At 72.5% G+C, this 18,977-nt stretch carries 21 protein-coding genes; 5 read left to right on the top strand and 16 right to left on the bottom strand.

Annotated features, from left to right (window positions below):
• Nucleotides 1–3 precede the first annotated feature (3 nt).
• The 3 genes from ACFU7Z_RS06415 to ACFU7Z_RS06405 all read right to left on the bottom strand — a co-directional run bounded on the left by ACFU7Z_RS06415 (nucleotide 4) and on the right by ACFU7Z_RS06405 (nucleotide 1,409).
• Nucleotides 4–666 (bottom strand): NADPH-dependent F420 reductase, encoded by a 663-nt coding sequence (locus ACFU7Z_RS06415; RefSeq protein ID WP_380776603.1) that lies wholly within the window; start codon nucleotides 664–666, stop codon nucleotides 4–6.
• 135 nt (nucleotides 667–801) lie between these two features.
• The gene (locus ACFU7Z_RS06410; RefSeq protein WP_380776591.1) at nucleotides 802–1,254 is read right to left on the bottom strand and encodes a nuclear transport factor 2 family protein; all 453 of its coding nucleotides are present in this window, start codon (nucleotides 1,252–1,254) and stop codon (nucleotides 802–804) included.
• Complete coding sequence (locus ACFU7Z_RS06405) at nucleotides 1,251–1,409, bottom strand: hypothetical protein (protein ID WP_380776589.1); 159 nt, start codon at nucleotides 1,407–1,409, stop codon at nucleotides 1,251–1,253. The genes ACFU7Z_RS06410 and ACFU7Z_RS06405 overlap by 4 nt, the downstream gene beginning before the upstream one ends.
• Nucleotides 1,410–1,508: 99 nt before the next feature.
• Between ACFU7Z_RS06405 and ACFU7Z_RS06400 the strand changes: the two genes are divergently transcribed.
• Nucleotides 1,509–1,976, top strand: a complete 468-nt coding sequence (locus tag ACFU7Z_RS06400) for a nuclear transport factor 2 family protein (protein ID WP_074003155.1) — start codon at nucleotides 1,509–1,511, stop codon at nucleotides 1,974–1,976.
• A gap of 35 nt (nucleotides 1,977–2,011) precedes the next feature.
• On the opposite strand, the gene ACFU7Z_RS06395 is transcribed toward ACFU7Z_RS06400, so the two are convergent.
• On the bottom strand, nucleotides 2,012–2,755 hold the full coding sequence (locus ACFU7Z_RS06395; RefSeq protein ID WP_380776587.1) for an SDR family NAD(P)-dependent oxidoreductase: 744 nt from the start codon (nucleotides 2,753–2,755) through the stop codon (nucleotides 2,012–2,014).
• Nucleotides 2,756–2,808: 53 nt separating this feature from the next.
• Nucleotides 2,809–3,684: an SDR family NAD(P)-dependent oxidoreductase gene (locus tag ACFU7Z_RS06390; RefSeq protein ID WP_380776585.1), complete on the bottom strand. Its 876-nt coding sequence runs from the start codon at nucleotides 3,682–3,684 to the stop codon at nucleotides 2,809–2,811.
• A gap of 81 nt (nucleotides 3,685–3,765) precedes the next feature.
• Between ACFU7Z_RS06390 and ACFU7Z_RS06385 the strand changes: the two genes are divergently transcribed.
• The 4 genes from ACFU7Z_RS06385 to ACFU7Z_RS06370 all read left to right on the top strand — a co-directional run bounded on the left by ACFU7Z_RS06385 (nucleotide 3,766) and on the right by ACFU7Z_RS06370 (nucleotide 8,017).
• Entirely contained in the window at nucleotides 3,766–4,491 is a 726-nt protein-coding gene (locus tag ACFU7Z_RS06385; protein ID WP_380776584.1) for a TetR family transcriptional regulator, read from the top strand.
• Nucleotides 4,492–4,695: 204 nt separating this feature from the next.
• Complete coding sequence (locus ACFU7Z_RS06380; RefSeq protein WP_380776582.1) at nucleotides 4,696–6,240, top strand: MFS transporter; 1,545 nt, start codon at nucleotides 4,696–4,698, stop codon at nucleotides 6,238–6,240.
• A gap of 142 nt (nucleotides 6,241–6,382) precedes the next feature.
• A complete protein-coding gene (locus ACFU7Z_RS06375) occupies nucleotides 6,383–6,772 on the top strand; it encodes an SCO5389 family protein (protein WP_380776580.1) in 390 nt (129 codons plus the stop codon).
• A 210-nt stretch (nucleotides 6,773–6,982) separates the two neighbouring features.
• Nucleotides 6,983–8,017, top strand: coding sequence for an LLM class flavin-dependent oxidoreductase (locus ACFU7Z_RS06370; RefSeq protein ID WP_049650244.1), 1,035 nt, complete (start codon nucleotides 6,983–6,985; stop codon nucleotides 8,015–8,017).
• Nucleotides 8,018–8,106: 89 nt separating this feature from the next.
• Here the strand turns inward: ACFU7Z_RS06370 and ACFU7Z_RS06365 are convergent, their stop codons facing one another.
• From ACFU7Z_RS06365 to ACFU7Z_RS06315, 11 genes are all read right to left on the bottom strand, one after another.
• Nucleotides 8,107–8,676, bottom strand: a complete 570-nt coding sequence (locus ACFU7Z_RS06365) for a Uma2 family endonuclease (protein ID WP_380776578.1) — start codon at nucleotides 8,674–8,676, stop codon at nucleotides 8,107–8,109.
• Nucleotides 8,677–8,851: 175 nt separating this feature from the next.
• Nucleotides 8,852–10,300: a WGR domain-containing protein gene (locus ACFU7Z_RS06360; protein ID WP_380776576.1), complete on the bottom strand. Its 1,449-nt coding sequence runs from the start codon at nucleotides 10,298–10,300 to the stop codon at nucleotides 8,852–8,854.
• A 192-nt stretch (nucleotides 10,301–10,492) separates the two neighbouring features.
• Complete coding sequence (locus ACFU7Z_RS06355; RefSeq protein WP_380776574.1) at nucleotides 10,493–11,503, bottom strand: quinone oxidoreductase family protein; 1,011 nt, start codon at nucleotides 11,501–11,503, stop codon at nucleotides 10,493–10,495.
• A gap of 84 nt (nucleotides 11,504–11,587) precedes the next feature.
• Complete coding sequence (locus tag ACFU7Z_RS06350; RefSeq protein ID WP_380776572.1) at nucleotides 11,588–11,722, bottom strand: hypothetical protein; 135 nt, start codon at nucleotides 11,720–11,722, stop codon at nucleotides 11,588–11,590.
• 16 nt (nucleotides 11,723–11,738) lie between these two features.
• Complete coding sequence (locus tag ACFU7Z_RS06345) at nucleotides 11,739–12,239, bottom strand: hypothetical protein (protein ID WP_380776570.1); 501 nt, start codon at nucleotides 12,237–12,239, stop codon at nucleotides 11,739–11,741.
• Complete coding sequence (locus ACFU7Z_RS06340; RefSeq protein WP_380776568.1) at nucleotides 12,223–13,158, bottom strand: class I SAM-dependent methyltransferase; 936 nt, start codon at nucleotides 13,156–13,158, stop codon at nucleotides 12,223–12,225. The genes ACFU7Z_RS06345 and ACFU7Z_RS06340 overlap by 17 nt, the downstream gene beginning before the upstream one ends.
• Nucleotides 13,159–13,288: 130 nt before the next feature.
• The gene (locus ACFU7Z_RS06335) at nucleotides 13,289–13,744 is read right to left on the bottom strand and encodes a Pycsar system effector family protein (protein WP_380776566.1); all 456 of its coding nucleotides are present in this window, start codon (nucleotides 13,742–13,744) and stop codon (nucleotides 13,289–13,291) included.
• A 155-nt stretch (nucleotides 13,745–13,899) separates the two neighbouring features.
• On the bottom strand, nucleotides 13,900–14,877 hold the full coding sequence (locus ACFU7Z_RS06330; protein WP_053111989.1) for a hypothetical protein: 978 nt from the start codon (nucleotides 14,875–14,877) through the stop codon (nucleotides 13,900–13,902).
• The gene (locus ACFU7Z_RS06325) at nucleotides 14,874–17,072 is read right to left on the bottom strand and encodes a hypothetical protein (RefSeq protein ID WP_380776564.1); all 2,199 of its coding nucleotides are present in this window, start codon (nucleotides 17,070–17,072) and stop codon (nucleotides 14,874–14,876) included. The genes ACFU7Z_RS06330 and ACFU7Z_RS06325 overlap by 4 nt, the downstream gene beginning before the upstream one ends.
• Nucleotides 17,069–18,034, bottom strand: coding sequence for a hypothetical protein (locus ACFU7Z_RS06320; RefSeq protein WP_380776562.1), 966 nt, complete (start codon nucleotides 18,032–18,034; stop codon nucleotides 17,069–17,071). The genes ACFU7Z_RS06325 and ACFU7Z_RS06320 overlap by 4 nt, the downstream gene beginning before the upstream one ends.
• A gap of 146 nt (nucleotides 18,035–18,180) precedes the next feature.
• The gene (locus ACFU7Z_RS06315) at nucleotides 18,181–18,873 is read right to left on the bottom strand and encodes a Crp/Fnr family transcriptional regulator (RefSeq protein ID WP_380776560.1); all 693 of its coding nucleotides are present in this window, start codon (nucleotides 18,871–18,873) and stop codon (nucleotides 18,181–18,183) included.
• Nucleotides 18,874–18,977: the final 104 nt, after the last annotated feature.

Raw genomic sequence — 18,977 nt, 5'->3', positions numbered from 1 at the left:
CCTTCAACGGTCGGCCGTGATCGCCGCTCGGGCCTGGTCCGCGCCGACCACCTCGCCGTCGAGGCCGGACTGGTGCAGGTCCCCGCCGGGGGCTTCGATGCGTCCGGCGTCGGCCAGGCCGCCGGCCTTCACCGGGTCGAATCCGGCCGTGCGGATCAGCCGCTCGGCGGCCGCCGCGGCGTGCTCGTCGTCGGTGGCGTAGAGCAGCGCGGCCCGCTGCGGGGTGCGGTTCGCGCTCGCGGCGAGCGCCTCGGCGGCGAGGGTGCCGAACGCCTTGACGTAGTGGGCGCCCCCGGGCAGGAGCGCGGCGACGACGGACCCGGCCGACTGCCCGTCGGGCAGGGACCGCACCATCCGGCCCTGGTCGTCGAAGGCGATCGGGTTCGACGGGTCGACCACGACCTTGCCCACGAGCTGCGGCGAAACCTGCGGGATCAGCTCCTTGATGGTGTCGAGCCAGACGGCGAACACGACGGTGTCGGCCTCGGCGACGGCGTCCCGGACGGTGGCGGTGTGCGCGAGCGGTCCGAGCTCGTCCGCCAGCTCCTGGGCCCGCGACGCGCTCTTCCCCGTCAGGACGACGTGCTCTCCTCCGGCGACCAGGTGCCGGGCGACAGCGCCGCCGATGTTGCCCACGCCCACGATTGCGGTGGTCATGTTCCTCAGCCTTCCTCTCCGCGAATGTAGGGGTCAGGTGTTCCTCGGATGCCCCGGAGGTTGTCGGGCAGTAGCCCGAATGCCTGAGACGCCACCCGGTCGAGGGTGGTGGGGTTCCCGGCGGCGACGCGGGTCCGGTGGCTCCTACGCGCGGCCGCCCTGCGGCCAGCCCTGGGCGTCGAACACGGCGGTGGGGTCGAGGTAGTCGCGCCAGTGCGCCACCTTGCGGTCCTTGACGGTCACGACGGAGACGAAGCGGTTGTCGTAGGGCCGCCCGGTGTGAACCGAGGTGCCGTGGACCTCGTACTCCAGGACGACCACCGAGGTCTCGGGGTCGCGGTGGACGCGGAGGTTGTCCGCGCCGTGCAGCGTCACGTAGTCGCCGTAGTCGCTGTACAGGTCGACGATCGCCTGGCGTCCCTCGACGCGCCTGGGGTATCCCGGCACGGTGATCACGAACTCGAAGACCACGTCCTCGGCCAGCAGGTCGTAGTAGTCCTCCCCGTCGACCAGGCCGTCCAGCCCCTCCTTGACGATGCGGAAGAACGGGCTGTTCGCCCCGACCAGAGGGGTGTCGTCGTCGACGGTCCTGCTCACTTCTCCTCCAGGGGCCAGGTGCGGGTGTGGCGCTCGGCGAACTCGCGGACGGTCGTGGCCGGCCCGCCGGTGACCTTCTCGGTGTCGCCGGTGAGCCGGCGCAGCACCAGAGCGTAGTCGGCGGGGGTACCGGCGGCGACCGCGCCGTCGACCACGTCTCCTGGTCGGTGTCCTCGTGGCGGACGGGGCGCGGTTGAGGAGCCCGGCCTCCGGTGCTCTGATTCAGGTGTCGCACCCGTCCGGAGGGAGTCACCGTGTCGCCCCACGATCCGATCCCGCCCCAGGAGGCCGCGGACCGGCTGGCCATCCGGGAGCTCGTCGACGCCTACGCGCACTGCGCCGACCGCCGTGACGCCGAGGGGCAGATGGCCCTGTTCACCGAGGACACCCGCTTCCTGGTCTTCATGGACGCCACCGCGGCCGAGCCGACCCAGGAACTGCGCGGCCGCGACGCCCTGGCCCCGGTCTTCGACAACCTGAACACCTACCGAGCCACCACCCACTTCAACGGGCAGAGCACCGTCGTCCTGGACGGCGACCGGGCGAGCGGCGAGAGCTACTGCCTGGCCCACCACGTCTCCTACGGCACGGACGCCGAGCGGTCGATCATGATCGCCTCGATCCGCTACCTGGACCGGTTCGTCAAGCGCGACGGGGAGTGGTTCTTCGCCGAACGACGGCTGATGGTCGACTGGACCGAGACCCGCCCCAGCACCCCCTGAAGCAGACAGTCCGGGGCGCGGCGAACCTCGTCCCGTCAGGCGAGGAATCCGCCGTCGACGGCGAGGTGGCTGCCGTTGACGTAGGCGGCGTCGTCCGACAGCAGGAACGCGATGGCGGTGGCGATCTCGCGCCCGGTGCCGACCCGGCCCATGGGGATGCCGGTCCCGGCGACCCGCCTGGTGTCCTCGGGGTTGGCCCGGGTCATCTCGGTGTCGATGACGCCGGGTTGGAGTTCGTTGACGCGCACCCCCTGGCCGCCGAACTGGATCGCGGCGGTGCGGGTCAGGCCGCGGATGCCGTGCTTGGCGCTGGAGTACTCGGCGGTGGGGCCGCCGCGGTCGGCGAACACGCTGGAGACGTTGACGATGGCGCCGCCGCCCGAGGCGAGGATCGCCGGGATCTCGTACTTGATGCCGTAGAAGAGGCTGTTGAGGTCGATGTCGACGGTGCGCCGCCACTGCTCGGGGGTCATGTCGGGCAGCGGGGTGAAGTCGCCGGAGACCCCGGCGTTGTTGACGGCGTAGTGCAGCGCGCCGAACGCCTCGACCGTACGGGCGACCGCCCGCTCGTTGTCCTCGGGGCGGCTGACGTCGCCGGGGACGGCGAGGGCCCGCCCACCCGCGGCGGTGACCTCGGCGACCACCTCGGCGAGCCGGTGCTCGCGGCGGCCGACGACGGTGACGGCGGCGCCGCGCTCCGCCAGCAGGATCGCGGTGGCGCGGCCCATGCCCGAGCCGGCGCCGGTGACCAGTGCGGCCTTGCCGTGGAACGGTCGCATGTCCGGGTTCTCCCTTCGGGACCTTGGGACTTCGGGACTTCGCGGCGGCCGTCTCAGCCGTTGGCCGGCAGGTCGACGGGGTAGGCGGCGCCGGTGTCGGCGGACGCGGAGACGGCCTGCCAGACGGTGGCCTCGGCGAGCTGGCCGCGGGAGTAGTCCAGCGCCATGTCCGCGGCGCCGGCGCCCAGGAGCAGGTGGGTGGGCAGCCGGTCGGCGTGAACGATCCGGACGAGGATCTGCGCCGCGCGGTCGGGGTCGCCCACGGCCGCCCCGCCGCCGCGCAGGAGGTCGGCCAGGGCGCCGACGGTGGCGCGGTAGTCGGCGGGTACGTCGTCGACCTCCATCGAGGCCCCGGCCCAGTCGGTGGCGAACCCGCCGGGCTCGACGACGAGGTAGCGGATGCCCAGCGGCGCGGTCTCGGCCGCCAGGACGCGGGTGAAGCCGTCCACGGCGAACTTCGCCGCCTGGTAGGAGCCGAGCCCCGGGGTGGCGCCGACGCGCCCACCGACGGAGGAGAACTGGATCACGATGCCGCCGCCCTGTTCCTTCAGCAGCGGGATCGCGGCCTTGGAGACGTGGTAGACGCCCCAGAAGTTGGTGTCGAACTGGCGGCGGAAGTCCTCCTCGTCGGCGGTCTCGACCGGGGCGAGGTTGGCGTACCCGGCGTTGTTGACCACGACGTCGACGGAGCCGAAGGCCGTACGGGCGGCGGCGAAGGCGGCCTGGACCGCGGCCGGGTCGGTGACGTCCAGGGCGACGGGCAGGACGCGGTCGCCGTGGCGGGCGACCAGGTCGTCGAGCTGCTCGGGCCTGCGGGCGGTGGCGACGACCCGGTCACCGGCCGCCAGGGCGGCCGAGGCCAGGGAGCGGCCGAAGCCGCGCGAGGAGCCGGTGATGAACCAGGTGCGGGTGTCGGTGTGGGTGCTCATGGATTTAGTGAAACACCGTTGCGCTAATAACGCAACGCCGGATTGTTATTACCGCAACCACGTTTCGCTAGACTCGACGGCGTGACCGACTCCGACTTCCAGCGCGCGCGCACCCCCGAGGCCAAGCGCGCCCGCGAGGACGCGATCCTCGCCGCCGCCGCCCGCCTGGCCACCGCCAACGGCGTCCGCGAGGTGACCGTGACCGCCATCGCCGACGAGGTCGGCATGCACAAGTCCGCGATGCTGCGCTACTTCGAGACGCGGGAGGACATCTTCCTGCGGCTCGCCGCCGAGGCCTGGCAGGACTGGTCGGCCGAGGTCCGCGGCCGCCTCGCCGCCCTCACCCCGTGCGAGACCGCCGCGGACCCCGAATGGGCCCACGGAGCCCTCGCGATCGCGGGCGTCCTGGCGCAGTCGCTGGTGGCCCGCCCGCTCTTCTGCGACCTGCTCGCGCACACCCCGTTGAACCTGGAGCGCAACGTCTCCCTCGACACGGTCCGCGCGTTCAAGGTCCGCGCCATCGCCGAGGTGGACGCGGTCGGCGCGGCCCTCGGCTCCATCGCCCCGCTCGGCGCCGACCAGGCCCGCAGCGTCGTCACCACCGCCACCTCGATGGCCGGCGCCCTGTGGCAGATGGCCGCCCCCGGCACCCGCCTGCGCGCCTTCTACGAGACCGACCCCGAGCTCTCCCACTCCGTCGTCGACGTCGAGCCCCGCCTCACCGACATCCTGGCCGCCCTGCTCACCGGCTACGCCGTCGCCGCCACCCGGCACGCGGGCGACGGATGGCCCCACGACACGCCCTGACCCCCGCGCCGCTCCACCCCGGCCTCCGCTCCACCCCGGCCTCCACCGCGCCCCGGCTTCGCACCGGTGCACGGAGTGACCGGGAAGCAGGTGCCTGTCCGTAATGAACGATTGTGTTCCCTATGCCCCGGGGATACCGTCGGTAGTGGTGAACGAATCCGTCCCCTTCCCGTCGTTCACCCCCGAACCCTTTGGGGGACCGCCATGGCCACCTCGCGCGCCCTGGCCGAGGCTTCGCCCGCGACCGCACGTCGGGGCCAGCACCCGGGGATTGCACTCACCGTCATCGCGGCGACACAGCTGATGGTCGTCCTGGACATCACGATCGTGAACATCGCGCTGCCGCACATCCAGCAGGCGCTGAAGTTCAGCACCACCGACCTGTCCTGGGTCATCAACGCCTACACCCTGACCTTCGGCGGGCTGCTGCTGCTCGGCGGGCGGGCGGGCGACATCCTCGGGCGGCGGCGGGTGTTCGTCGTCGGCGTGCTGGTGTTCAGCCTGGCCTCGCTGCTCGGCGGCGTCGCGCAGTCCTCCGCCTGGCTGCTGGCGGCGCGGGCCCTGCAGGGCGTGGGCGGGGCCATCGCCTCGCCGACGGCGCTGGCGCTGATCGCCACCAACTTCAAGGAGGGCCAGGAACGCAACCGGGCCTTCGGGGTCTACTCCGCCGTCGCCGGGGCCGGTGGCGCGATCGGCCTGCTGCTCGGCGGCATGCTCACCTCCTGGCTGTCCTGGCGCTGGGTGCTCTTCGTCAATGTGCCGATCGGCATCGCGATCGCGCTACTGGCGCCGCTCTACATCAACGAGTCCGAGCGCCACCCCGGCCGCTTCGACCTGCCCGGCGCCCTCACCGCCACCGCGGGCATGGTCTCCCTGGTCTACGGCTTCATCCGCGCCTCCGACCACGGCTGGACGGACCCGGTGACGCTCACCGCCTTCGGCCTCGCCGTGGTCCTGGTCGCGGCGTTCGTGGCGAACGAGCGGCACGCACGCCAGCCGATCATGCCCCTGCGCCTCCTACGGGACCGCAACCGCTCGGGCGCGTACGGACTGCTGCTCTGCGTGGCCGCGACGATGTTCAGCATCTTCTTCTTCATCACCCTGTTCGTCCAGGAGATCCTCGGCTTCAGCCCGCTGCGGGCCGGCTTCGCGTTCCTGCCGATCAGCGTGGCCATCGTCGGCGCCGCCCAGTTCGCCGCCCGCAACCAGCTGCGCTTCGGCCCCAAGCCCTTCCTCGTCGCCGGCTCGCTCCTGGTGCTGGGCGGGGTCGCCTGGGCGACGCAGATCGACATCGACAGCAGCTACATCGGCGGCATCCTCGGACCGACCATGATGTTCGGCTTCGGCATGGGCTCGATCTTCGTCCCCGCCACCCTCACCGTCGTCTCCCACGTCGCCCCGCACGAGACCGGCGCCGCCACCGGCATGCTCAACACCACCCAGCAGGTCGGCGGCTCGCTCGGCCTGTCGATCCTGGTCACGGTGTACGGCACGGCCAGCCGCACCGAGGCCCGGCAGCAGGCCGGGGCCTTCCTCCGGCAGGCCACCCCGCAGCAGGCCGCCCAGTTCCGGGCCACCGGCCGGCTCCCGGAGCCCTACTCCTCGCAGGTGCTGGTGCACGGGATCGCCACCGCCTTCCAGCTGGGCCTGGTGTTCGCCGCGCTGGCGGTGGCGATCGCGGTGTTCGTCATCAAGGTCAGCCGGGTGCCGGTGCCGCCCGCCGTCAGCCCTTCGGGGGGAGGTGCTTGACAGGGCGTCAGGGTGAACGGGAGAGTCTTCCCCGTAATGGTTTTCATCTTCGATAACCGTTTGCGGGTGACCCCTGCCCGCCACGGGTCGAAGCCCGACCCGTTCCCGAAACCCCGACGCACCCCCCCGAAAGAGGACACCCATGTCGCTCGACGTCTCCCCCGCCCTCCTCGCCCAGGCCCAGCAGGGCCGCGTCGACGAGGCCGAGTTCCTCAACACCGTGCGCGCCTCGCTCCCGTACGCCTACCAGGTCGTCGCCGGGCTCAGCACCGAACTCGCGGCCGGCGAAGCGGAGTTCACCACCGACAACACCACGCCCAGCGACGAGCAGCGCGCCCAGCTGCTGCGCGCCCTCGCCAGCAACGCGATCCGCGGCAGCCTGGAGAACCACTTCGGGGTGAAGCTCGCCTTCGTCAACTGCCACCGGGTCGGCGCCTTCCGCCCCGGCACCGAGGACGGCGCGGCGTACCGCGAGTTCACCTCGCTGCACAACCAGATCCGCAACCAGAGCCCGGAGCTGCGCAGCTGCTGACGGCGCCCCGGTGCGGCGGCTCCCACCCGGCCCGACGGGGTGGGATCCGCCGCCGTACGTGTCGCCGTGTTGCGCACCGTTGCGGGCCGTTGCGGGCCGGTGTCCGGATCGCGCGTCGATCTTGTCGGGCGGCGCGGCGGCTGCGTACGTTCGAAACGCACCACCCGACCGGCCCGCCCCCGGGCCGCCCCTCACCCCGCGGAGCCCACCATGTCGCCGAACCCCCGACCGCTGCGGAAACTCGGCTTCCTCACCATCGGGCTCTTCGACGAGACGGACCCGCGCCGCGGCCACGAGTCCACCCTCGACCTCATCACCCTCGGCGAGCGGCTCGGCTTCGACAGCGCCTGGCTGCGCCACCGCCACCTCCAGTACGGCATCTCCTCCCCGGTCGCCGTGCTCGCCGCCGCCACCCAGCGCACCAGCCGCATCCAGCTCGGCACCGCCGTCACCCCGCTCGGCTGGGAGAACCCGCTGCGGCTCGCCGAGGACCTGGCCACCGTGGACGTGCTCTCCGGCGGGCGGCTCAACCCCGGCTTCAGCGTCGGCCCGCCCACCCACTACGCGCACCTGCGCGACGCGCTCTACCCCGACACCGGCGACCAGGAGGACTTCAGCCCCCGGCGCGCCGAGCGGCTGCTCGCCCTGGTCCGCGGCGAGGACGCCTCCGACTTCGCCGGCACCGAGGGCATCGAGGTGTACTCCCGCCGTGTCCAGCCGCACTCCCCCGGGCTGGCCTCCCGGCTCTGGTACGGCGCCGGCAGCCTGCGCTCGGCCCGCTGGGCCGGCGAGCAGGGGCTCAACCTGCTCACCAGCAGCGTCGTGAAGGCGGAGGGCGACGACGCGGAGCCGCTCGACTTCGCCGCCATCCAGGCCGCCCAGATCCGCGCCTTCCGCGAGCGCCACCCCGACGGCGACCGCGCCCGGGTCTCCCAGGGCCTGGTGGTCATCCCCACCGACAGCGCCACCCCCGAGCAGCGCGCCAAGTACCAGGCCTACGCCCTCGCCCGCGCCCCGCGCACCCTCGCCCCGCAGGGCCCGGCCCGGCTGCTGTTCGCCCCCGACCTGGTCGGCACGACCGAGGAACTCGTCGAGCGGCTGCACGCCCACGCCGGCTACCGCGAGGTCGACGAGGTCGCCTTCGCCCTGCCGTTCACCTTCGAGCACGAGGACTACACGCAGATCCTCACCGACCTGGCCACCCGCCTCGGCCCCGCCCTCGGCTGGACCCCCGGCCAGGACTGACCGACCGCACGACTCCCGGGGGAGCACCATGGACGTCGACACCCTCGACACGGCCGGCGGCTACGGCCACCTCGTGAACCGCCGACGGCTCAGAACTCGCTGGTGTCCACGTCCAGTTCGAACGGCTCGGGCAGCCGCACCGGCACACCGAACGGGTGCGGCCCCTCCACCCTGGTGTAACCGAGCGCACCCGGCTGGGAGAACAGCGTGCACGCCCGCTCCTGCCGGTCCACCAGGAGGTAGAGCGGCGCACCGAACTGGGCGTAGCGGCGGCGCTTCACCGTCCGGTCGGTGTCGGCGTTCGACGGGGACGTGACCTCGACCACGAGGACGGTCTGATCGGGAAGCAACGCACCGGGGTTGTTCACCGCCAGTTTCACCGGCACAAGGGCCAGGTCCGGGATGTAGTAGTTCTCGGTACCGGGCAGGTCGAGGTCGCCCGAGCCTGAACGCAATCCGAGTTCGCGCTGGCGGGGTCCGATCTGCAAGCGGATCAGATCGACGGTGTTCTCATGCTCCCAGGACGGCGACACGGGGGTGATGACTCCCTCAACGATCTCAACGCGTTCACCCGCGATGTGCTGAATCGCATACTTGAGGGCTTGCTCCGGGTTCGGCACGTGGCTGTAGTCGCCCGGGCCGATGTGCGCTGTGCTCACGTAGTGCTCTCCTGTCCGGCGCTGGTCTCAACGCTCAGGGGCTGCCCGGCGGAAAGACTACCGGGGTAACACCGCCGCATATGCACGCGCCACCAGACCTACCCGCCAAAACCGGACAACCTCGGGAAGCCGCCGCCCCGAGCCGGATCACCGTCACCAGGCATCAAGTCGCCGGTCAGAGCAGGCGCTTGATCTCGCCGCGTGCCCGGTAGAAGCCGCCCGAGGCGGACTCCCGGACCTCGGCGACCAGGTAGCGGGCGCCGGGGATGCGGATGTCCTTGGGGAACTGCACGCGCCAGGACGGGTCGTAGCCCTGCGAGAGCACCCGCACGCGCAGCCGGGTGCCGTCCTGGACGCACTCGACCTCGACCTCGCCGCCGGTCCGGGCGGTGGCCACCGTGACCGTCTCCAGCCCGGCGCCGGCCCGCACCGGCTCCCAGCCCGCGCCCTTGACCTCGGCGGTCTTCGGCAGCGTGCCGTCCTCGGCCGCCCGCACCGCCTGCTCACTGGCGTCCAGGCAGGCCAGCGAGCCGTCCGTCGTCACCAGGTAGAGCCGCCCCTCCCGGTACTGCATGCTGTACGCCGAGCCGCAGCCGGTGGCGAGCTTCCACAGCCGCGTCCCGTCGGCGGCGAAGCAGTACACCGAGGAGTGGTTGTCCCCCGCGAAGACGTACTCGCCGTCCGGGGAGGCCGCGCAGGAGAACACGCCGGCGTCGCAGCGGTAGGCGGCCACCTCGGCGCCGTCCGACTTGCGCAGCCGGTGCACCCAGCCCTGCCCGGTGCCGGCGAACACCGCGTCGGCCTCCTGCCAGCCGAACAGCACCCCGCCCCGGGTGGGGGTGTACCAGCGCTGGTCGCCGCTGCGGTTGTCGTAGCGGGCGACCCCGCGCGAGTGGCCGTGGTAGACGCCGTCGGCGTCGCAGCGCACCATCCAGCCGGACCGGCCGTCGGCCTGACGGCGCCACTGGAACTCGTCCTCGTGGTCCACCGTGGTCAGCCCGCCGCGCTCGTCGGCGACGCCCAGCACGCCGTCGTGGATGTCGAGCCAGAAGATGTCCACGTCCTGGGCTATCTCGTACGCCACCCGCGGGATCTTGCCGCCCAGGTCGTACACCTTGCCGTCGTCGCAGCCGGCGTAGATCCACCAGTCGTCCGCGACGATGCACTTCACGCCGTCCGGCAGGCCGTAGCGGGCCGTCACCTCGCCGTCGTGGGTGAGGGTGTAGACGTCGCCGCGCTCGTTGCCGACCCAGGCGTGCTCCTCGCCGACGAAGATCCCGAAGGCGGGCGAGCCGGAGCGGAAGCGCCACAGCAGCGGCGCCTGGCGGGCGGTCGAGCGGCTGCTGACGATCTGCCGCCTGGTCACCTCCCGGCGCTGGCGCACGCCCCGGACGGCCGGGGCGTAGCCCTTGCGGACCTTCTCGCCGATCTTCTTCGCCGCCGCCGAGGCCGCCTTCTCCGGGCTCGGGTACGTCGTCGCCTTGCTCTGCCCGGGCTCGCCGATCCGCCCGTACCGTACCGTCACCACCTGGCCGGCGAGCCGCACCTCGTAGAACTTGTGCGCACTCCCCTCGTCCTCGGACAGTTCGAGGTACGTGACCTGCTCTTCCACGGCGACGGACACGGCGCGGTCCCCTTTCGGGCGACGGAGATTTCGGGCAAGGGAAGCGGGAGCCGGCGGGACCCGCCCGCCGACACCCCACAAGCTACGACCGGGCACTGACAATCGGCTCCGGTCACGGGCGGGACCCGTGAGGTCGGCCCGGGTCGGCCAGGAGGGCGCAGCCTCCAAGATCCCCGACCTCGTCGCCCTCGATCAGCTCTGCGTCTCCTCGCGGCGTCCGACAGCGGCCGCATCGGGTACGACGAGCAGCTTGCCGGTGGTACGCCGAGCCTCCAGATCGCTGTGGGCCCGGGCGGCCTCGGACAGTGCGTAGCGGCCCGTCACGGTGACCTCAAGCGCCTTGGAGCGCACCCACTCGAACACATCGGCGGCCCGTCGGAGCAGTTCGGACCGATCGGCGATGTAGTGCCCGAGGCTGGGCCGGATCAGGGTCAGCGAACCGCCGTGGGCGAGCCGAATCGGATCGAACGGCGGCACGGCACCACTTGCCGCGCCGAAGAGCACGAGATGGCCGCGGGTTCGCAGGCTCGCGAGGCTCGCATCGAAGGTGTCCGCGCCGACGCCGTCGAAGACGACCGGCAGTCCCTGACCGCCGTTGAGCCGCCTCACCTCGGCTGCGAGATCGTCGACCGCGGAGGAGAGGATCACCTCGGCGGCCCCGGCACGCTTCGCCAGCTCGGCCTTCGCCGTGGTCGACGTCGTGCCGATCACCCTGCCGCCGAGATGGGTGATGAGCTGGGTCAGAAGCAGCCCCATGCCACCGGCAGCCGCATGCACGAGCACCGTGTCGCCCCCCTGAACCGGGTAGGCGTCCTTGACGAGATAGTGCGCGGTCATGCCTTGGAGGAGCACGGCGGCGGCTGTCTCGAAGCCGATGTCGTCGGGCAGCGGCACCAGCCGGGAGGAGTCCACGACGGCCCGCTCGGCGTACGCGCCGGGAATCTCCACCCAACCGACCCGGTCCCCGACTGCGACGTCAGCGACGCCGGGTCCGACTTCGACGACCGTTCCGGCGCCCTCGGCGCCCGGGGTGAAGGGCAGCGGGACGCTGTACCGGCCCTCGCGGTGGTAGACGTCGAGGAAGTTGACCCCGGCTGCGGCGACCTCCACGACCGCTTGGCCCGGGCCCGGCGTCGGTTGATCGATATCGACCAGTCGCAGCACCTCGGGACCGCCCACTTCGGACATCTGAATCGCTCGCATGACCCCTCCTGAAACGGCAGACTTCCCTCACCGAACTCCACTCGTGGCGATCTTATTTCCGCTCGCGGTGAGGTGCCGTAGCCGTCACGTCCAGGTCAGCGGCATGAAGCCGGCCGTGCCGCGGCGACTGCCCTGGAGCCCGCGGCTGCGGCTGCGGCTGCGGCTGCGGCTGCGGCTGCGGCTGCGGCTGCGGCTGCGGCTGCGGCTGCGGCCGAGCATCGTTCAGCGTGCCGGCTCAGGAGGTTCGGTGGGCCTGTCGAAGGAGGTGTTCCCGCTCGGAGCGGCTGGTGGTCTGCTCCGCGGCCGCGCGATAGTGCGTGACTGCGGCCTCGTGGTCACCGGCCAGGTCGAGCAGTTGGGCCCGCACCGCCCCGCCCTCCCCGGTCCGGCCGACCGCCCAGGCGGCGGCGTCGCGGGCCACCGCCATGCCGTAGAGGGTGGCCTTGTGCCGCTCCTGACTGCGGCTGGGCACCTTCAGGCCGGCGGTGCCGACCAACGCGCCTCTGCCGCGTGCGGCAACGGTGTTGTCGAAGGCGCCGATCAGGGTGCCCGGCCCGTCCTGGGCAGCGGCCAGGCGGCGCAGCGTCGCGGCCAGGGGCTTGTCGGCCTCCTCGGCGTGGCTGGAGGTGAAGGCGCTCGGTGTCTCGCGCAGCGCGGCCAGCCGGAAGCGCCGGTACGGTTCGGCGTCGGCGACACCCAGCGGGCGGAGGGTGATCAGGTCAGCCGAGGCGGACACGGGTGCACCTCGTCACGTACGGGAGGGCGATCTCCTCGCGGCCGGCCAGGTCCGGGTGGGTGGCGAGCAGCTGCTCGACGTCGGCCAGCAGGCGGACCCGCTCGTCCTCGGGCAGCGCGATCACATAGCTGCGCGAGGCGACCATGTCGACGATCCCGGCCCGGGTCGTGACGTGCTCCCAGCGGATCTCCAGCCGCTCGGGCGCTCCGAACGGCGCCGGGAGGGCCGGCCGGGTGTCGATCCGCTGCGGCGTCGAACGGTGCATCAGCACGCCCAGGGCTGCCGCCCACGGCTCGGACTCGTCCCGGACGTTCCACACCAGCGCGAGCGTCCCGCCGGGGGCGAGCACCCGGGCGATCTCCGGCACGGCGGCCGCCTGGTCGAACCAGTGCCAGGCCTGGGCCACCACCACGGCGTCCACGCTGCCGTCCGGCAGCGGGATGCGCTCGGCCGAGCCCGCCCGGACGGCCGCCTTCGGCACGGCCGCGGCCAGCCGGGCCCGCATCCCCTCGTCGGGCTCGACCGCCACCACGTCCAGGCCCGCCTCGACCAGCAGTCCGGTCAACTTGCCCGTCCCGGCGCCCAGGTCGAGCACCCGGCGGGCCTCCCGGGGCACCGCCGAGCCGACCAGCGCCCGGGGGTAGCCCGGCCGACCGTGCTGGTACGCGTCCGCCGCCACGCCGAACGACCGCGCCCGCAGCCTGCCGGCCCACCGCCTGGTCGCCCCCTGCCGCGTCATCCCGCAGGCCCGCCCGATCTCCTCCCAGGTCGCTTCCCGCCCGCGCCGCAGCTCCTCCACCAGCTCCGTCCGCCGCTCCTCCAGCGCCTCGATCACCCCCGACAACCGCCGCAGCCCCTCCACGCCGCCGCCACCGGCCACGTCCTCCGCCACCCGCCGACCAAGATCACCTGTCTCCATGGCCCGGCACTGTACGGAGCTTCGGCGGCAACCGTCAACACCCATTGCTCGGCAGCGCAACATCTGTTGCCCCCGGCGCGCGTCACCGGCCCCGGCCGTGGTGCGGCCGGGGCCCGTCAGCTGCCCGCTGTCACAGCGGCCGGAGGGTGAGCGCGAACTGCGGAAGCGTCAGCAGGAGCAGGGCGGTGCCGGCCTCGATCCAGCGGTACTTCGCGCGGATGATCGCACTGGTACCGGCCAGCGCCGACAACAGCGGCCCCGCCGGGTCGTGCCCGGCCCGCTCGAAGGCGCGGCGCAGCCGCTCGGGGCCCGCCCCCGGCGCGATGTGCTCGAAGTACCCCGGACCGTCCGCACCACCCCGCCGCCCCTTGCGGTGGCGCGGCACCAGCGCGGAGGCGAAGCAGCCGACGGCCAGCAGGGCGCTGGCCGTGGCGCTCCATCGCAGGAACGGAACCAGCCAGGCCAGGGAGCCGGCGCCGGCACCACCGTCCAAGGGGATGAAGGTGGCGAGCACCGCACCGGTGAACGCCAGGAACACGGCGGCCTTGGTGTCGGCCCGGACGAGTTCCGCGCTGTTGGCCGCCATCAGGCGCTCCATCGCCGACACCAAGGGCGGGCTGGACGCCGCCGTCGGCGCGATCGGCCGGCGGCTCCTGCCCCTGGAGCGCCCGCGCGGCCCGGCGACCGTGCGCCGCCGCGACGGCTGCCGGCGCACACGTATCCGCACACGCGCCGTCCCGGTCACCGCGGACTCCCGTTCGGCACACCGCCGGACCAGCCGTTGACGTTCGAGTGGAGCTTGACGAAGTCCGGCCCCGGCCCCGGGGGCTGCGGGGGTTGCGAGGGGTACGAGGCGGGCCCGGGGACCTGCCGTCCGAGGGCGACCAGGCGGTCGCGCAGCATCTTGGACAGCTCCTGCTGCTCCTGCCCCGTCAACTTGCCCAGCATGAGCGCCATCTGGTCCTCCCAGGTGGTCTCGCCCCGCAGCAGGTCGCCGTTCTTGACCACCCAGTCCAGGACGTCGCGCACCTCGTCGGGCTTCCTGGCCAGCCAGAGGGCCGCGAGGGCGACCGGTCCCTCCTGCACCTGGCGCCGGCAGAACGCGTACTCCTCCTCGCTTTTGACCGTCCAGTCGAAGGGCACGTCCGTCACGTCCGGTTCCCCGAGGCGCAGTTCATTGCCATGCTCGGAGGCGGAGACGTCCGTGACGCGGTAGCCGAGGCCGTAGTGGGGCAGCACGTACGGAGCCGCGAGGTACTGCACCAGCTCATCGGGGCCCAACCTGGTGCCCGAGGCGGCGAACTGCTCTCTGAGCTGGCGCAGTCGGACGTCGAGGTCCTTGCGGACCGGCAGCCCGCCCCGGTTGGTCCGGGTCTGCACGACCCGCGCGGCGTCGTGGACCCACCACAGGAAGTGGACCTCCAGCGGTTCCGTGCCGTACGAGGTGCGGAGACGGACCGTTCGCACGCCCGGCCGCTCGTTGAGGTCCACCAGGTACGCCTGGTCGAAACCGCGCAACCCCAGCCGCGCGGCGACCCCGTCCTCCGCCCCCATGCCTGACGGTCGCGGGCGGCCCTTCCCCAGCTGCTGGTAGAGCCCGTGGCGGTCCCCCAGCACCAGGGCACAGTCGCGCCGACCGGACCAGCGGTGCCGGAGGATCTCCCGCCAGGGGGCACGGGTGGCCTGGGTGTAGACGGGCGGGTCGGTGTCGACGGTCATCGGGGGCCTCCGAAGGCAGGGGCGGAGCGGAACGGCTGCGGCTCGCCGCGCCGCCAGGCCTCCAGGGCGCGGTGGGCGATGTCGCGGCCGACGAGGTCGGGGTTGTCACTGCTGTCGATCTCGACCATCAGCCTCAGCTCGCCAGGGCGCATCTCCCGGGCGAGCGCCGCGAGCAGCGTCTCCACCCCGGTGCGAAGGGGTTCGTCCCAGACCGCCCGACGGCACCAAGCGAGCAGCCACGTGCACGAACGCTGGAAGAGGGCCTCGTCATTGAGGCAGTGCCGGACGAAGGCGATCACCGGTTCACTGAACTCGCCTTGCACGGGAAGCTGTTGATGAAACCACGACGGGTCTCGAAGCAGATCGAGGAAGGCCGTGTACGCGAGCGCGGCGTCATTCTTCGACTGGTCCGCCCACTCCATGAGCTTGCGGAAAACGGCCGCCTGGTTTCCTCCCGCGAAGAGGCTCCCCAGTGCCCAGCGAACGTTCACGGCGACGGTGCGCTCGGCCTCCTCTTCCCCTCGATAGCAGCGCCGGAGCAGTGAGAGCGCGAATTCCGGTCGGGCCGCTCCGAAGTCTCCTCCACAGGCAGCGGCCGTGGTCGACCGGAGCTGCCAGCCGCCGTTGAAGCTCCAGCGGTCGAGGCGGTGCTTCACCTCGCTGACGAGAATCGGGTCCTGGGCCGCGATCCCCAACGCGTAGGCGGCGATGCTCTGGCTCTGCGTGTGCTCGGACCTGGCCAACCTGCGAATGTGAAGCAGTGCCTGACGGCCGCCGCTCCACCCCGTGGCGAGCCCCACCACTCGGCCCATGGGCTCGGCCAGGTCGGACTCGGTACCGGGAACCGTGTTGATCCACTCGGTCAGGAGTCCCGAGACCTCCCCGTACTGCCGCCACACGTGCCGCAGAACCGTCTCCGCCTGCCGGTGCCGTTTGAAGCGGATCGGCTCCACCGTGTAGGAGTAGCTCGATGTCCTCCACGTCCCACCCGGCGCGTACTCGGCCCGGATGATCGCCAACAACTCGTCCAGAGACCGCCGGAAGACGAATCGGGGATTCGGCCGCGGGGGCTCGCCCCGCGTCGGCCGGCTCTGCTCGCCCTCCCCCTCCGCACCCGACCTCAGCACCGCGTCCAGGCGGCCGTCGGCCAGCTTGAGCAACCGGTCGGTCTCGTTCCGGACGATCCGGTGGTCGAGGCCCTCCAGGACGCTCGTGACCAGCAGCAACGCCAGCGCGTCCGGGTCCTCGCGGATCTCCTTCAGGAGGTCGGGGACCTCCGTCTCCGCGAGGAAGCTGAGCCGCTGGCCGAGGTCGGCCGGGTCGGGGCCGTCATCTCCGGACCGGCTCACCTCGTCCACGAGTTCGGCGACCTGGGCCGGCATCAGCTCGGGCGCCAGCAGTTCGTCCAGGTCCGCTTCCAGCCGTTGGAGCAGCGCCCGGCGTCGTCCCTCGTGGGGCACCACGGCCTCCAGGCGCGCGTCGAAGACCGCGCGCGGCGACGGAGGCCTGTAGCGCACCGGGCTCAGGTCCAGATCGCGGGCCACGCCGCGCAGCCGGTCGGCGTCGTCCGGCAGCATGACCACCATGAAGGCCTTGGTGTCCTCCAGCCGCTGGCGCAGCTTGGCGATCGAGGCCGGTCCGAGCCGGACCGTGGGCGAGAGGCCGTGCACCAGGTAGCCGCGTGCCTCGGCGTGCGTCGGCCGCCAGGACGACAGGTCCGAGTCGCTGTCGAGCGCGCGCAGGGCCAGGCTGTTCCCGCTGCTCTCGACCAGCAGGTTGAGGGCGGTGGTCCGGCGCCCGGTGCCGGGTTCACCGGCGAGGAAGAGCAGGCGGGTGCCGAGCGTGCGCAGCGCCTCGGGGAAGCAGTCCGGCCTCGCGAATCCCGTCCGGGCGGCGAGGACCTCCATCCCGGAGATGGGGCCGTCCTGCGCCTCCACCCGCTCGCCGCCACCGGGGGCGGCCCCGGCGGCGCCGTTCTCGACGCGCTGGTCCCCGTGCACGGAGCCGGTGTTGATGTTGCCACCCGGCGCGTAGATGAACGGGCGGTCCGATCCCCACGCGGCGAACCGGTCCGTGAAATCGCCTTCGAGGTCGTCGGGGTCGAGGTCGGGGTCGAGGCCTCGGTCGTAGTCCCGGTCACGGTCACCCGGTGCGCCGGACGGCCCCTCGATGGCCGGGCGCTCGTCGGGGTTCACCGGCGGTGCTCGTTCTTGTCGCCGTGGACGATGTCGCCCAGGTTGCCGTTGACCGTCCCCACCTTGTGCCCCTCCACGCGGTCGCCGCCGTAGGAGTCACCGCGCACGTTGGTGACGCTCTGGCTGCCGTGCACCGTGCCGGCGTTCAGGTTGCTGCCGTTGCCCCGCTGGTTCACCGCCGTGCGCGGCGCGCGGCGCTGCTCCGTGCTCCCGTCCGCCGTCCGCTTCGCCCGTCCCTCCTTCTCCTCCCGTCCTTCCTTCTCCTCCACCACCGCGTCGCCGAGGATCCTGCGGTCGTACAGGTTCCCGGACGGCGTGGGCACGTACAGCCACGCCCGCTGGTCGAAGCGCTTGCCCTCGACGGTGGCCGGCACCTCGATGAAGTGGTCGGGGTGGCGCCCGGTGAAGCCGCCGGCCACCGCGTCCTGGTAGCAGCGGTCGGACAGGATGGCGGCGACCTGGGTGATGCTCGCGTTGGAGGCGGCCAGCATGGCCTTCACCGGGCGGGAGTCGAGCAGCCGGTGGGTGTCGTTGCGCGGGGTGCCGTTTCCGTCGAACTCGCCGCCGTCGTCCGGGAGCGGGCCGATGTTGAGGCTGACCCGCAGCCGGATGCGCACCGTCCCGACCGAGTGCACGTTGAACTCGGTGAGCACCTCCTGGAGGGTGTTCAGCCAGGGGTGGATCAGGAAGGGCATCCAGGCCGGGTCGAAGCCGAACACGTACCCGTCACCGGTCGAGTTGGGGAACCGCCGGTCCTTCCAGACCTCGCCCAGTCCGGCCCGCTCGAAGGAGAGCCGGAGCAGCTGCGGCACGTTCGCGCTGATGGTGCCGTGCTCGATCGCCGGGTACCCGGTGAAGTCCTTGGCGTCGACGGCGACGATGCCCCGGTACGGCGGGAGGTGCCGGCTGCGGCTGTACGGCAGGGCGCTGGCCTCGGGCATCGGCTGGTCGAACTCCGTCATTCTCTGCTCCTTGTCGTTCCCGTGCTGACCTTGCGCCACCAAGCTTCGCGATCCGGCGTCGCGCGGTGTGCTCGCTCGGTGCGGTACGCGAGTGACGGATGTCACATCCGAGGCCGCGCGGGTCAAAGGAGTGCTGGGACGGAGCGTCAGTCGCGTGGAACGTCAGCCGCGCGGCGGAGTGCGGGGAGGTCGTCGAGGGCGATGGACTTGCGGCCGGCTTCGACGCGGTGGGCGGCCAGGGCGGTGAGGCCCGCGGTGACGGTGTTCCGGGAGACGCCGAGGTGCTGGGCCAGTTCGTCCCGGGTCAGGGCGAGTTCGATCCGGCGGCCGGCCGTCGGCGCGGGGCCCGTGGAGAGGTCGGCCAGGGCGACCAGGGCGGCCGCCAGCCGGGGGACGACGTCGCCGCCGATCCGGGCCAGGTCGGATTCCCGCAGCCGGCCCATGGCGTAGCGGACCATCACGGGGAACAGCCCCCGCTCGGCGACGAAGCGCAGGAAGGCCTCCTTGGTGAGGACCGCGACCGTGCAGTCCGAGATCGCCTGGACGCTCGCGGAGCGGACGCCGTCGTCCAGGACGGCCACCTCGCCGAGGAGTTCGCCCGGGCCGCGGAAGGCCAGCAGCCGGACGTCCCCGTTGCGTTCCCGCCGGCTGACCTTGGCCACGCCGGTCCGCAGGGCGAGGACGTGGGTACCCGGTTCGCCCTGGCGCAGCAGGGTGGCGCCGATCGGGTGCCGGCGCTCGAAGGCCTCCTCCAGCATGCCCGCCCACACCGCGTCGCCCATGAGGTGGCGCAGGGTCCGACCCGGTGCGGCCGGTGTGCGGCTGTCGTGATCGTTCATGCGACGACCCTAGGGCCTGTCTTCGGGCTCCCGTCGTCCGCCCGGAGGGCGGGCGGGGCGGCGTTGGGGTGCGTGCATCGCAAGGCGGAGGAGGGAGCCACTGC

It is taken from the genome of Kitasatospora sp. NPDC057518 (assembly GCF_042802075.1).
Taxonomy (GTDB): Bacteria; Actinomycetota; Actinomycetes; order Streptomycetales; family Streptomycetaceae; genus Kitasatospora.
Note: the sequence above shows the minus strand (reverse complement) of the source record. Positions and strands in the feature narration are given on the sequence as shown.

Excerpts from the sequence above, each read along its gene's own strand:
- ACFU7Z_RS06380 (WP_380776582.1), top strand. The coding sequence starts at position 4,696 with ATGGCCACCTCGCGCGCCCTGGCCGAGGCTTCGCCCGCGACCGCACGT.
- ACFU7Z_RS06375 (WP_380776580.1), top strand. The coding sequence starts at position 6,383 with ATGTCGCTCGACGTCTCCCCCGCCCTCCTCGCCCAGGCCCAGCAGGGC.
- ACFU7Z_RS06395 (WP_380776587.1), bottom strand. The coding sequence starts at position 2,755 with ATGCGACCGTTCCACGGCAAGGCCGCACTGGTCACCGGCGCCGGCTCG.
- ACFU7Z_RS06315 (WP_380776560.1), bottom strand. The coding sequence starts at position 18,873 with ATGAACGATCACGACAGCCGCACACCGGCCGCACCGGGTCGGACCCTG.
- ACFU7Z_RS06335 (WP_380776566.1), bottom strand. The coding sequence starts at position 13,744 with ATGGCGGCCAACAGCGCGGAACTCGTCCGGGCCGACACCAAGGCCGCC.
- ACFU7Z_RS06355 (WP_380776574.1), bottom strand. The coding sequence starts at position 11,503 with ATGCGAGCGATTCAGATGTCCGAAGTGGGCGGTCCCGAGGTGCTGCGA.
- ACFU7Z_RS06330 (WP_053111989.1), bottom strand. The coding sequence starts at position 14,877 with ATGACCGTCGACACCGACCCGCCCGTCTACACCCAGGCCACCCGTGCC.
- ACFU7Z_RS06340 (WP_380776568.1), bottom strand. The coding sequence starts at position 13,158 with ATGGAGACAGGTGATCTTGGTCGGCGGGTGGCGGAGGACGTGGCCGGT.
- ACFU7Z_RS06350 (WP_380776572.1), bottom strand. The coding sequence starts at position 11,722 with ATGCTCGGCCGCAGCCGCAGCCGCAGCCGCAGCCGCAGCCGCAGCCGC.
- ACFU7Z_RS06390 (WP_380776585.1), bottom strand. The coding sequence starts at position 3,684 with ATGAGCACCCACACCGACACCCGCACCTGGTTCATCACCGGCTCCTCG.
- ACFU7Z_RS06320 (WP_380776562.1), bottom strand. The coding sequence starts at position 18,034 with ATGACGGAGTTCGACCAGCCGATGCCCGAGGCCAGCGCCCTGCCGTAC.
- ACFU7Z_RS06370 (WP_049650244.1), top strand. The coding sequence starts at position 6,983 with ATGTCGCCGAACCCCCGACCGCTGCGGAAACTCGGCTTCCTCACCATC.